Below are 12,078 nucleotides of genomic sequence, written 5' to 3'. Positions count from 1 at the left end.
GCCGCCTCGCCGCCGATCTCGCGCAGGTCGCCGGGGGCGAGTGTCCTCATCTCCCCGGCGGGGTCCAGCAGCCGGGTGCGCAGCTCTTCGCGGCGCCGGCCGGCCCGGTCGGCGGTGGTGGTGAGCTCGGCGCGCAACGGGGCCAGATCGCCGAGCACGGCCCGCTCGAACAGCGGCGCGAGCCTCAGATGGTCACCCTCCAGCCGGTCGATGAGCCGGCGGAAGCGCAACTGCCCGCGTGACTTGCGCCAGCACATCCGGACCCGCTTGAGGCTCTCGGCCACCTCGCGGCTGTTGAGCGGCTCGACCAGGGCATAACGGACACGCAGGTCGTCGGGCGGCTGGTTGCCGGCCGCCCGGGCGGGCTCCAGCACCTCGCGGACATAGCGCTGCTCGTCGAAGACCATGTGAGCCGGAGTGCCTCAGTCTCTCAGTCCACGCGTACGTGGGCCAGGTCCGTACGGGACTCCTGCACGTCGTCCTCGGACATCCCGCCGACGCGCACGTCGAGCTTGAGCTCCTCGGCCGTCTCCTTCTCGACCGCGGTGACGTGCAGCAGTCCGGAGGTGTCGAGGGCGAACGTCACCTCGATCGGATAGCCCGCCGGTTTACCCGGGGGGATCTTCAACTCGCCGTCCGCGATCGGGTTGTTGTGCGCGACCTCGGTCGACTCGGCGCTGCCCGCCTGCTCGACCACGATGATCTTGACGATCGTCTGGTCCTCCTCGACGGTGCCGAACTCGCGGGACTTGCCGCGGGGTAGCGCGTCGTTGACGTGGACGAGGTGGACGACGTGCTCCTGCTCGGTCACCGGGTCCAGCGCGATCACTCCGAAGGCGCGCGAGGCGACCGTCGTGATCTGCCGGGACGCCATGCGCTCCTGCTCGGCCTCGGACAGGCCGGCCCGCGAGGCCAGGTCGAGGGCCTTCTCGGTCTCGCCCTTGGCCAGCAGCTGGCGGTAGGTCTCCTCGAAGGCGTACAGCGCCGCGCCCTTGGCCACCGCGAGGTCGGGGTCCTGCAGCTTCGGCTTGAGCGACAGCTCGTTGGCCAGGCGCTGCGGCACCGCGGGCATCTTGGTCGAGCCGCCGACGAGCACCAGGTCGTCGTAGTCCTTGACGCCCTTCTCGGCCGCGGTCGCCAGCGTGCGCCCGGTGATCTCGATGGTGCGGTCGAGCAGGTCCTTGGTGATCTCCTCGAACTTGTCGCGGGTCAGCTCGACCGTGGCGACCCGGCCCTCGTGCATGACGCGGACGACGTGCCGGGTGCGCAGCGACAGGGCCTTCTTCGCCTCCTCGGCGTCGTGCCGGAGCTGCTGCTCGGTGTGCGGGTCCTCCAGCGGGTCGCTCACGTCGGGGTGCTCTTCGGCGAAGCGCTCGGCGAGGTGTTCGACCAGGCGGGCGTCCCAGTCGGCGCCGCCCAGCTCGTGGTCGCCGTCGGTGCACACGACCCCGATGTCGCCGTCACGCAGTGTGATGACCGTGGTGTCGAAGGTGCCACCGCCGAGGTCGTAGACCAGGATCGTGCGGTCCTGGTCGGGGTTGAGCACGCCGTAGGTGATCGCGGCCGCGACCGGCTCGGAGATGATGTCGATGACGTTGAGCCCGGCGATGTGGCCGGCCTTGCGGGTCGCGTCGCGCTCGGCCGCGCCGAAGTAGGCGGGCACGGTGATGACGACGTCGCCGGCGTCCTCGCCGGTGGTGGCCGTCGCGTCGGCGACCAGCTTGCGCAGCACGAACGCGGAGATCTCCTCGGGGGAGTAGTCGCGGCCGTGCAGCTCGCGCGTGACCTCGTGGCCCATGTCCCGCTTGATCAGGCTCACCACCAGGTCGGGGGAGAGCACGGCGGTGTCCTTCGCCGGGGCGCCGACCACGACGTTGTCGGCGGACTCGAAGTAGACGACCGACGGCGTCGTGTCGGTGCCCTCCATGTTGCGCAGAACGGTGGGACGGCCGACGTCGCCGATGCGTGCGATGCAGGAATGGGTCGTGCCCAGATCGATTCCGTAGACAGCCATGTCAATCCCCTCCGACCGGGTCGGCCGCCATTCGGGCGACGATCACCTCGGCCCGTCGTACGACCTTTTCGCCGCGGACGAAGCCGGTGCGCTGGACCGACACGACGGTGCCGTCCAGGTCGGCGTCGTCCACATCGCGCGTTGCGGCAGGGCGGTGCCGTGCCGGATCGAACGGGTCGCCCTCGTGCACGGGCATGCGCTCGACCCCCGTCCGCGCGATGGTCTCGGCCAGCTCGTCGGCGATCGCCGCCAGGAGCTTGGGTGTGTGTGCTGGGTCCGCGCTCTCCCGCTCCGACTCGCGCCGGACCAGGTCATAGAGGCGGTAGAGCGATGTGCGCACCGGCTCGAAGGCGGCCTGCAGCTCGTTGTGCCGCAGCCGCCCGTTCTCCTCGTGCAGCCGGTCGATGACGTGCTCACGGTGTGCGGCCCGGTCGTGCGCGCGGCCCGCCGTCCTCGCCAGGTCGGCCAGCACACTGTGTATCTGCGTGAGAGATGCCGCGATCGCCCCGTCGGCGGAGGCCGGCGGGGGCGTGGTCCCGTCTTTGGGGGAAGAGGGGTCTTCGGGCATTGGATCTCGCACCATAACTCTGAGTGAGCGAACTCGCCAGTCCCATTGTGTCCATGCCCGGATGCGGACACCAGCCTTATCGGCACTTCACTTGGCTCTGGCGAACACCCTTGTCGGCGAGCCTTGACCCCGCGCTGACTTCCAAATCACGCCTGAATGTGACAGAAGGGCATCGATCGGGCACGCCGTCTCTGCGATGGGCCGGTGCGATGAACGGCCGCGCCCCCAGTTGAAAATCGATGTACGGCCATCTCGCTGTTCGCGGACCCCGGCCGTTCTCATCCCCGTCGTCCCGGGCGCCGCGCGGCGGCCGCGGCGCACCGCGCCGCCGACCCCGCCCAGCAACCGTCAAAGGGTGTTTCACAGGCCGCGGAGGGCGGGCCTGTGAAACACCCCCTAGCGGAGGGCGGCGCCGGGCTGCCGCTGGCGCTCGGCCATGACCTCCAGCACGTGCTCCACCAAGGTGATCAGCACCTGCTTGCCGGACTCCCGCTTGCGCACGTCGCACAGGATGACCGGGATCTTCGGGTCCAGGTCCAGTGCCGCCCGGATCTCCTCGGTGTCGTACCGGACGGCGCCGTCGAAGCAGTTGACCCCGATGATGAACGGGAGCCGGCGGCGCTCGAAGTAGTCGATCGAGGGGAAACAGTCGGCGAGACGCCGGGTGTCGGCCAGCACGACCGCGCCGAGCGCCCCCAGCGCGAGCTCGTCCCACATGAACCAGAACCGGTCCTGACCGGGCGTGCCGAACAGGTACAGGACCAGGCCGTCGCGGATCGTGATGCGGCCGAAGTCCATCGCCACGGTCGTCGTGGTCTTCCGCTCGACGCCGGAGACGTCGTCGACGCCGACGCTGCGGTCGGTCAGCTGTTCTTCGGTCCGCAGCGGCCGGATCTCGCTGACCGCGCCGACCATGCTGGTCTTGCCCACACCGAATCCGCCCGCCACCAGGATCTTCACGGCGAGCGGCATGGCAGCGCCCCGCGAGGGGTCAGAGCGCTTGGAGTCCATTCAGCACTTCCTTCAAAAGCCGTTCATTGGGGAGACGATTGTCCGGCTCGGGCCGTCTGACGGCGATCAGCCCGTGGTCCAGTAGGTCACCGAGCAGCACCCGGACAACGCCGAGGGGAAGTTTCATCCTCGCCGATATCTCGGCCACGGAAAGCGGCCGGACGCACATCTCGAGGATCGCGATGTGCTCCGGCCCGGCTCCGGCGGGTGCGAATTGCGAGGTGGCGGCCGTCGCGATGATGGCGATCAGCTCGAAGCCCTCTCGGGACGAGCGTGTACGGCCCCTCGTCAGTGCGTACGGCCGGACGACCGGCCCGGCCTCGTCGTCGAGCCATTCGCTCATTCAACCGCCCCGCCCGCAGGCCGCGCGCGGGGGAACCGGGTCCGTCGCGTCCCGGGGCCCGCGTCTGCCTCTCGGATCGATGGCCCGGCGTCGCCGCGCCGGCACCGCCGTCTTTGTGTGATCGCTCATCCGACGTCACGATTCCACGGCCGAGCGGGGGAGCGTGGACATGTGCTGGCCCACCCGCTTGACGAGCATCGCCATCTCGTACGCGATCATGCCGACGTCCGCGTCGGAGCCGGCGAGCACGGCGAGGCACGCCCCGGACCCGGCGGCGGTGACGAACAGGAAGGCGTGGTCCATCTCAACGATGGTCTGGCGCACGGCGCCGCCACCGAACTGCCGTCCGGCGCTGCGCGCCAGACTCTGGAAGCTGGCCGCGACCGCCGACAGATGCTCGGCGTTCTCACGCGTCAGGCCCGTCGACGCTCCGACGAGCAGACCGTCGCTGGACAGCACGACCGCCTGGTGCACCTGGGCGACCTGGTTGACGAGATTGTCCAGCAGCCAGTTGAGTTCCCCCGCAGAACCCGCTGACATCAGATGTCCTCCTCTTCGTGGCCGGTGGCGGTGTCTTCGGCGTCCGAGCGACCGCGCAGCCAGCCCTTCTGGATGGAGCTCAGCATCGTGCGGAGCTCCTCGGGCGAACGTTCTTCGCTCGAGGCCTCACCGATCGGTTCGGCCTCTTCCCGCAGCTGCGGCGCCAGGCTCGCCTGGCGCACGCGCCGCGGCAGCGAGGGCTTGCCGGAGCCGCTCTGCGGGTCCGCCGAGGGGGCGGACGCGTACGGCTCCTCCGGAGCCGGACCGGGCGTCTCGGCGGACGGCTCGTCCGCGGGCTCGAACAGCGAACGGCGCTGCCCGGCCGCCGGGTCCGGCATGGCCGGCTCGGCGTGGCGCCGCGGCAGCGACGGCCGTCCGCCGTCGTCCTCGGTCGTCGACGGGACGTTCCAGCGGCCGGTGTCGGAGCCGGAGCCATATCCGCTGTCCGACCCATATCCGCTGTCCGACCCGTAACCGCTGTCCGATCCGTACCCGCCGCCGAAGGACGGCGAGCCCGGGTGGCCGGAGTCGAAGGCGTTCGTCTCGTACGGCGCCGGGTCGTGTCCGGTCCCGCGCCGGTCCGTCTCGTAGGGGTCCGTCGGCCCGGTGCCGAAGGAGTTCGTGGCCGTGCCGAACGCGGGGGGACCGAACGCGCCGGTGTCCTGCGGCGCCGGGTGGGAACCGTTGCTCGGCCCGCCCGCGTCGTAGGAGGGCGTGTTCGGCGAGGAGGGACTGAAGGGGGCGCCGTTGTGACGCTGCGGAAGCGGAGGTCGATCGCCCCCGCCGGTCAGCGGCATCGGCCCGGTCTCGGGGCCGCTGCCCCGGTCGCCGAAGGACGGCGGGCCGATGGCACCGATGGGCACCAGCGCGTCCTCGCCGCGGCGGGTCACCGCGAGCCGGCCGCCGGACTCCAGCTCTCCCTGCTCGCCGGGGCGCACCACGATGCCGTCGGGCAGCAGGACGATCGCGGTCGTCCCGCCGTACGGCGACGTGCGGAGCGTGACCTGGATCGAGTGCCGCTGGGCGAGCCGGCTGACGACGAACAGGCCGAGCTGTGCGCTGTTGGACAGGTCGAAGTCCGGCGGACGGGACAGCTTCTCGTTGGCCTCCGCCAGCGCGGCCGGGTCCATGCTCAGGCCCCGGTCCTCCACCTCGATCGCGAAGCCGTGCGCGACGACCTGCCCGGTGACCTGCACGGTCGTGTCGGGCGGGGAGTAGAGCGTGGCGTTCTCGATCAGCTCGGCGAGCAGGTGGATGAGGTCGGCGACGGCCGTTCCGGCGATGGCCACCTGCGGCATCGTGGTGACGGTGACGCGTGCGTAGTCCTCCACCTCGGCCGCGGCGGCGCGGGCGACGTCGACCGCCGGCACCGGGTTGCGCCAGCCTCGGCCGGGCGCCTGGCCGGAGAGGATGATCAGGCCTTCCGCGTGACGGCGCATGCGGGTGGCGAGGTGGTCGAGGCGGAACAGGTCATCCAGCTCGTCCGGTTCGGCGATCCGGCGTTCCATCGTGTCGAGCAGGCTGAGCTGGCGGTGCAGGAGTGCTTGGTTGCGGCGCGCCAGGTTCAAGAAGACGTCGCTGATGCTGCGGCGCAGCGAGGCCTCCTCGACCGCGCCCTGGATGGCGGTGCGCCGTGCCGCGTTGAAGGCCTGGCCCACCTGGTCGATCTCGCGGGTGCTGAACGACAGGGGCGGCGCCTCCGCGGCCACGTCGACGTCCTCGCCGCGGCGCAGCCGGCGGATGACGCCGGGCAGCCGTTCGTTGGCGAGGTCGAGGGCCGCGCGCCGCAGCCCGGTCAGCTCGCGGATGACCGAGCGGCCGACCCACAGCGACAGGATCAGCGAGGCGATGACCGCGACGAGACCGAGCGCGCCGGCGAGGGCCACGCGCAGGATGATGCCGTTCGCGATCGGCTTGGCGCGGTCGTTCGCGGCCGAGGTCGCGGCCAGCTCCAGGCCGCGGAAGCGGGTGAGGACCGAGGACACGGTCGTCTTCCACTGCACCGGCGTGTCGGCGGTGATCTGCGGGCTGGACGTCGCCGTGTTCGTGCTCGGCATGCCGCCCATGGGGGGCTTCGGCGCGGACATCGGCATGTGGTCGGTGAAGCGGTTCTCCAGCGACTCGAGCCGGGCGTACTCCGGGGTGGAGATGATCCGCTGGTAGAGGGCGCGGTCGTTGGGGCGCAGGTCGGGCAGCAGGTCGTTGTACAGGTTGTGCTGGGTGCCCACGAGCTTGGTGAACTGCACGTGCTCGCTGAAGGTGAGCCGGCCCGCCGCGAGCGCGCCGGACAGCAGCGCGTCCTCCTGCGAGAGCACCTCACGGGCTTGGGCCAGCGAGACCTCCGTGCCGGCGTCCTTGGTCACCCCGGGGTCGCTCAGGGTCGCGAGCGAGGCCTGCAGCTGGTTGATCGTGGAGATGACGCTGGTGTAGCGGGTGAAGACCTGGGCGCGGGTGGTGGCGCGGTTGTCGACCTGTTTGCGCCGGGCCGGGAGGCTGTCCAGATACCCCAGAATCTCCTTGGTCCACTCGCGCGACTGGGCGCTGACCACGTTCTGGGTGTTCTTGTCGACGGCCAGGCGGCGGAACTGTTCCGCCTGACGGTCCGTGACGAGCCGCACGGACTCCATCGCCGCCCGGTCGCTGTCCGACTTGCTGCCGAGGAAGACCATGGACAGCCGTCGTTCCTGCTCCAGAGCGCTGCCCAGCGCGCCGGAGGGATACCCGAGGTGGTCCTGGATGGTGTTCACATGGCGCAGGTTCAACCCGTCGCCCAGCGTGATGCTCGCCGCGAACGCCCACAGCGTGCTCAGCGACACGAGGGGTACGATCAGCAGCAAGACGATCTTGAAGCGGACTGAACGGAAAACGCGGCCGGCCTGGAACCTGGACGGACGCTGACTGGCATCTGATCCCACTCGACGGTCCTTAGATTGCACCGCGACAGGCTCGACTTTCAGTTAGACGGAGGGGACACCGATGACGGAGGGGCACCCAAGCGAACGCGGAGGACTCTACTACGCACGGGTCTAAAGCCCGACCATGTCCGTAAATATGTCCCTAACGAGCGTTTGCGGCACGGCCGAAACAGCCGGTCAGCAGCGCAGATAATGCCTGGTGACACGGCATGTATCGGACCCCCGGGCAGCGGTCCGCCCGAGACACAAATATCGGACGTTCGGCCACAAGGGCCCCACGAGCCGCTATGACAACCTCTAGACTCCGCCATCGTGATCTATGACGACCAGCCCCCGGAGACGCTCCCTGTACGCGGGCGCTCATCGTTGCCCAGCGGGCGACACCGCCGGCCGGCGTCCGCAGACCTTCCGCCGGACGCCCCCGTCCTCGTGCTGGCGGCTCCCGGTAAGGACCCGGACATCGCCGAGGAGATCGCGTCGGCCACTCGCACCGCGCGGACCGAACTCGACGTTCGGGTAGGGCTCCTCGACTCCACGTTCACCGACGTGGTGCGCGGCCTGCCCGAGGACCGCGCCGCCGTGGTGGTGCCCCTGATCACCGGCCCGCATGCCCGTACGTACGCCCAGATCAAGGCCGGTATCGACGAGGCGGGGGTGAAGGCGGACCAAGTCGTCGTCACCGACCCGCTCGGCCCGCACCCTCTTCTCGCCGAGGCCCTGCACGTACGGCTCGCGGACGCCGGACTGGCCCGAGCGGACCGCATCCGGCAGTTCAGCATCGGTGCCGCGACCGACGGCGTGATCGTGGCCGCGGTCGGCGGCGGCGATGCCGCGCGAGAGGCCGACATGACGGCCGTTCTGCTCGCCGCCCGGCTCGCGGTCCCGGTGGTCGCCGCCGCGGTCGACGGGCCCCCCACGGTCGCGGAGGCGGTGACGCGCCTCCGTGAGGCGGGCGCCCAGCGGATCGCCGTGGCCCCGTACATCATCGGCCCGGAACTCGACCATGAGCAGCTCGCCAAGCTCGCGGCCGAGGCCGGCCTCGGCTGTGGTGCGCCCCTCGGCGCGCACGGCTCGGTGGTCCGGCTTGTCAATCTCCGTTACGAAGTGGCGATGGAACCGTTCATCGGTGAGGTGCAGGAATGAAGCTGACGAGGCTCGCCTGCGCGGTGGCACTCGTTCTCGCGGTCGGAGCGTGCGGGTCGGACTCCGACTCCGGCCGGCAGGCGGAGGCGCCGAAGGTCGCCATGCAGCAGGAGATCGGCGCGTCCGAGGGCAACCTGAACCTGGTCGTCTGGGCGGGTTACGCCGAGAACGGCTCGACGGACAAGAAGGTCGACTGGGTCACCCCCTTCGAGCGCAAGACCGGCTGCAAGGTCAACGCCAAGGTGGCCGACACGTCCGACTCGATGGTCGCGTTGATGAACACCGGGCAGTACGACGGTGTCTCGGCCTCCGGCGACGCCTCGCTGCGGCTCATCTACGGCGGCGCGGTCGCCCCGGTGAACACCAACCTGCTGCGCAACTACGGCGATATCGCTACGTACCTGCGCAACCAACCGTACAACTCGGTCAAGGGCCAGATGTACGGCGTGCCGCACGGTTATGGCGCGAACTACCTCACGTACCGGACCGACAAGATCAGCCAGAAGCCCACGTCGTGGAGCATCGTCTGGGACCCGAAGTCACCGGCCGCCGACCATGTCGTCGACTACGACTCGCCGACCTACATCGCGGACGCCGCGCTCTACCTCAAGGCGCACCGGCCGGACCTGAAGATCACCGACGTGTACGAGCTGACGCAGGAGCAGTTCGACGCCGCGGTCGCCCTCCTGAAGCAGCAGCGCCCCAACGTGAACCAGTACTGGTCGAACTATCTCGACGAGATCCAGTCGTTCAAGGCGGGCGACAACTGGGCGGGGACCGCCTGGCAGGTGACGGCGCAGCTCGCCAAGTCCGAGGGCGCGCCGATCGGCACGACGATCCCCCAGGAGGGCGCCACCGGCTGGTCGGACACGTGGATGATCAGCTCCCGGGCGGAGCACCCGAACTGCATGTACAAGTGGATGAACTGGATCAGCGCGCCCAAGATCCAGGCCGCCGTCGCCCAGTGGTTCGGCGAAGCGCCGGCGAATCCTAAGGCATGTCAGTACGCCGCGAAAGGTTTCTGCGCCGAATTCCATGCGAACGACGTCGATTTTTACCGGCGCTTGGCTTTCTGGAAGACTCCGGTAGCGGACTGCGGCGACTCGCGCGGCGCGGTCTGTGTCGACTACTCCAAATGGACCGACATGTGGTCGCAGATCAAGGGTTGACGAGTGACATGACGATTGACGTGAGCGGCGATGTGTCGGCCGCGGTGAGCCTGCGCGGAGTCCGGAAGGTCTTCGGCGAGGTCGCCGCGGTCGACGGCGTTGACCTCGACGTGCGCGACGGTGAGTTCTTCGCGATGCTCGGCCCGTCCGGCTCCGGCAAGACGACCGTCCTGCGGATGATCGCCGGCTTCGAGACGCCGACCGCGGGGCGCGTGAGCCTCGGCGGGCGTGACGTCACCGGGCTGGCGCCCTTCGACCGCGACGTCAACACGGTCTTCCAGGACTACGCGCTCTTCCCGCACATGAACGTCCTGGCCAACGTGGAGTACGGCCTGAAGGTCAAGAAGGTGCCCGCCAAGGAGCGCCGCGAGCGCGCGCTCCAGGCCCTGCGGACCGTTCGTCTCGAGGGTTATGACAAGCGCAAGCCCGGCCAGCTCTCCGGCGGCCAGCGTCAGCGTGTCGCGCTCGCCCGCGCCCTCGTCAACCGGCCCAAGGTCCTCCTGCTCGACGAGCCGCTCGGCGCGCTCGACCTCAAGCTCCGCGAGGAGATGCAGGTCGAGCTGAAGGCCATCCAGCGGCAGATCGGCATCACCTTCCTGTTCGTCACGCACGACCAGGAGGAGGCCCTGACGATGAGCGACCGCATCGCGGTGTTCAACGCGGGCCGGATCGAGCAGATCGGCACGCCCGCCGAGGTGTACGAACGGCCGGCGTCGTCGTTCGTCGCGGGCTTCGTCGGCACCTCCAACCTCATCGAGGGTCAGGCGGCCCTCGACATCCTCGGCCGGGAGGGCGTCTACAGCGTCCGCCCGGAGAAGCTTCGCGTCGACACACGGCTCGACGCGGAACTGCGCGCGGACGAGCACTCCGCGACCGGCACGGTCGCGGAGGTCGTCTACGCGGGGGCGGCCACCCGATTCGTCGTGGACCTCGACGCGGGCGGCCGGCTGGTGGCCGTGCAGCAGAATCTGCAGGCCTCATCGATGGACGTGCTCAAGCTGCGCGACGCCCGGGTCAGGCTCGCATGGCGGCGGGAGCACGAGTTCTCCATCACCGGTCCGATGTGACACCCGGTCGGCGGGTCCGGCCGACCGTCACGCCGCGGTCCCCTCATCGTGGCGTCTACCGGAATTCCCTCACCCGATACCCCCCATCCTGATCGGAGTTCCCCATGCGGTTCACGCGCCTCGCGGTCGTCGCGATGGCTGCCGTTTCGCTGCTGGCGGCCGGTTGCGGCAACAGCGACAGCTCCAAGGGCGGTGGCGACAGCGTCGCCGGCTTCACACCTCCGAAGATCCCCGCGCTGAAGTCCCTCGGTCCAGGCGAAGGGCAAGTCAACCTCGTGGCCTGGGCGGGCTACGCCGAGGACGGCTCGAACGACAAGTCGGTCGACTGGGTCCACCCGTTCGAGAAGGCCACCGGGTGCAAGGTCAACACCAAGATCGCCGGTACGTCCGACGAGATGGTCAACCTGATGAAGACCGGCCAGTACGACGCCGTGTCCGCCTCGGGTGACGCGTCGCTGCGCCTCATCGCCGCCGGCTCGGTCGCGCCCGTCAACACCGACCTGGTGCCCAACTACAAGGACATCTTCGCCGGTCTGAAGATGAAGCCGTGGAACTCGGTCAACGGCGTCGCCTACGGCATCCCGCACGGCCGGGGCGCCAACCTGCTCATGTGGCGTACGGACAAGGTCAAACCCGCCCCGGACTCCTGGGGCGTGGTCTTCGACGCGAACTCCCCGTACAAGGGCCACATCACCGCCTACGACTCGCCGATCTACATCGCCGACGCCGCGCTGTACCTGTCCGCCACCCAGCCGAACCTGGGCATCAAGGACCCGTACGCGCTGGACCAGACGCAGTTCGACGCCGCGGTCAACCTGCTCAAGCAGCAGAAGAACAACGTCGGCGAGTACTGGTCGGACTACCTGAAGTCCCAGCAGTCCTTCAAGAGCGGTGACACCGTCCTCGGCACCACGTGGCAGGTCATCGCGAACGGCCTGGCCGCCGACAAGGTCCCGGTCCAGACGACCCTGCCCAAGGAGGGCTCGACCGGATGGTCGGACACCTGGATGGTCGCGGCCAAGGCCCAGCACCCGAACTGCGCCTACAAGTGGATGGACTGGATCGTCTCGCCGAAGGCGAACGCCCAGGTCGCCGAGTGGTTCGGCGAGGCGCCGTCCAACAGCAAGGCGTGCGCGCAGACCAGCGACAAGAAGTTCTGCGACACCTTCCACGCGGCGGACGAGCCGTACTGGAGCAAGGTGCACTACTGGAACACCCCGATCTCCCAGTGCCTTGACGGACGCAAGAACGTCAAGTGCGTCGACTACTCCAAGTGGACGCAGGCCTGGACGCAGATCAAGGGCTGAC

The 12,078-nt window shown here is 69.5% G+C and carries 10 protein-coding genes and 1 pseudogene; 4 read left to right on the top strand and 7 right to left on the bottom strand.

The features are described from left to right. The 7 genes and pseudogenes from ACFFNX_RS21795 to ACFFNX_RS21765 form a co-directional block, all read right to left on the bottom strand. Window positions 1-407 (bottom strand): annotated as a pseudogene (locus ACFFNX_RS21795) (hypothetical protein); the annotation flags it as partial. Window positions 408-430: 23 nt separating this feature from the next. Then, window positions 431-2,014, bottom strand: a complete 1,584-nt coding sequence (locus ACFFNX_RS21790) for an Hsp70 family protein (protein WP_378205154.1) — start codon at window positions 2,012-2,014, stop codon at window positions 431-433. 1 nt (window position 2,015) lies between these two features. Further along, a complete protein-coding gene (locus ACFFNX_RS21785) occupies window positions 2,016-2,486 on the bottom strand; it encodes a nucleotide exchange factor GrpE (protein ID WP_378205151.1) in 471 nt (156 codons plus the stop codon). Between the two features lie 492 nt (window positions 2,487-2,978). Beyond that, entirely contained in the window at window positions 2,979-3,593 is a 615-nt protein-coding gene (locus ACFFNX_RS21780) for a GTP-binding protein (RefSeq protein ID WP_378205148.1), read from the bottom strand. Continuing rightward, entirely contained in the window at window positions 3,574-3,936 is a 363-nt protein-coding gene (locus ACFFNX_RS21775) for a DUF742 domain-containing protein (RefSeq protein ID WP_329238865.1), read from the bottom strand. Before ACFFNX_RS21775 ends, ACFFNX_RS21780 begins: the two co-directional genes overlap by 20 nt. 135 nt (window positions 3,937-4,071) lie before the next feature. After that, a complete protein-coding gene (locus tag ACFFNX_RS21770; RefSeq protein ID WP_285632749.1) occupies window positions 4,072-4,476 on the bottom strand; it encodes a roadblock/LC7 domain-containing protein in 405 nt (134 codons plus the stop codon). Continuing rightward, on the bottom strand, window positions 4,476-7,313 hold the full coding sequence (locus ACFFNX_RS21765; protein ID WP_378205143.1) for a sensor histidine kinase: 2,838 nt from the start codon (window positions 7,311-7,313) through the stop codon (window positions 4,476-4,478). The genes ACFFNX_RS21770 and ACFFNX_RS21765 overlap by 1 nt, the downstream gene beginning before the upstream one ends. 390 nt (window positions 7,314-7,703) lie before the next feature. On the opposite strand from ACFFNX_RS21765, the gene ACFFNX_RS21760 reads away from it, so the two are divergent. From ACFFNX_RS21760 to ACFFNX_RS21745, 4 genes are all read left to right on the top strand, one after another. Beyond that, a complete protein-coding gene (locus ACFFNX_RS21760) occupies window positions 7,704-8,534 on the top strand; it encodes a sirohydrochlorin chelatase (protein WP_378205141.1) in 831 nt (276 codons plus the stop codon). Further along, window positions 8,531-9,703 carry an ABC transporter substrate-binding protein gene (locus tag ACFFNX_RS21755; protein ID WP_378205138.1) on the top strand — a complete coding sequence of 391 codons (1,173 nt, stop codon included), beginning with the start codon at window positions 8,531-8,533 and terminating at the stop codon, window positions 9,701-9,703. Before ACFFNX_RS21760 ends, ACFFNX_RS21755 begins: the two co-directional genes overlap by 4 nt. A gap of 8 nt (window positions 9,704-9,711) precedes the next feature. Continuing rightward, window positions 9,712-10,770, top strand: coding sequence for an ABC transporter ATP-binding protein (locus ACFFNX_RS21750; protein WP_378205135.1), 1,059 nt, complete (start codon window positions 9,712-9,714; stop codon window positions 10,768-10,770). Window positions 10,771-10,874: 104 nt separating this feature from the next. Then, window positions 10,875-12,077 carry an ABC transporter substrate-binding protein gene (locus ACFFNX_RS21745; protein ID WP_378205132.1) on the top strand — a complete coding sequence of 401 codons (1,203 nt, stop codon included), beginning with the start codon at window positions 10,875-10,877 and terminating at the stop codon, window positions 12,075-12,077. Window position 12,078 lies beyond the last annotated feature (1 nt).

Origin of the sequence: Actinoallomurus acaciae, assembly GCF_042429965.1 — a bacterium.
GTDB lineage: Bacteria > Actinomycetota > Actinomycetes > Streptosporangiales > Streptosporangiaceae > Actinoallomurus > Actinoallomurus acaciae.
Note: the sequence above shows the minus strand (reverse complement) of the source record. Positions and strands in the feature narration are given on the sequence as shown.

Coding starts and splice junctions, on each gene's coding strand:
- ACFFNX_RS21790 (WP_378205154.1), bottom strand. CDS start 2,014: ATGGCTGTCTACGGAATCGATCTGGGCACGACCCATTCCTGCATCGCA.
- ACFFNX_RS21780 (WP_378205148.1), bottom strand. CDS start 3,593: ATGGACTCCAAGCGCTCTGACCCCTCGCGGGGCGCTGCCATGCCGCTC.
- ACFFNX_RS21775 (WP_329238865.1), bottom strand. CDS start 3,936: ATGAGCGAATGGCTCGACGACGAGGCCGGGCCGGTCGTCCGGCCGTAC.
- ACFFNX_RS21770 (WP_285632749.1), bottom strand. CDS start 4,476: ATGTCAGCGGGTTCTGCGGGGGAACTCAACTGGCTGCTGGACAATCTC.
- ACFFNX_RS21755 (WP_378205138.1), top strand. CDS start 8,531: ATGAAGCTGACGAGGCTCGCCTGCGCGGTGGCACTCGTTCTCGCGGTC.
- ACFFNX_RS21750 (WP_378205135.1), top strand. CDS start 9,712: ATGACGATTGACGTGAGCGGCGATGTGTCGGCCGCGGTGAGCCTGCGC.
- ACFFNX_RS21745 (WP_378205132.1), top strand. CDS start 10,875: ATGCGGTTCACGCGCCTCGCGGTCGTCGCGATGGCTGCCGTTTCGCTG.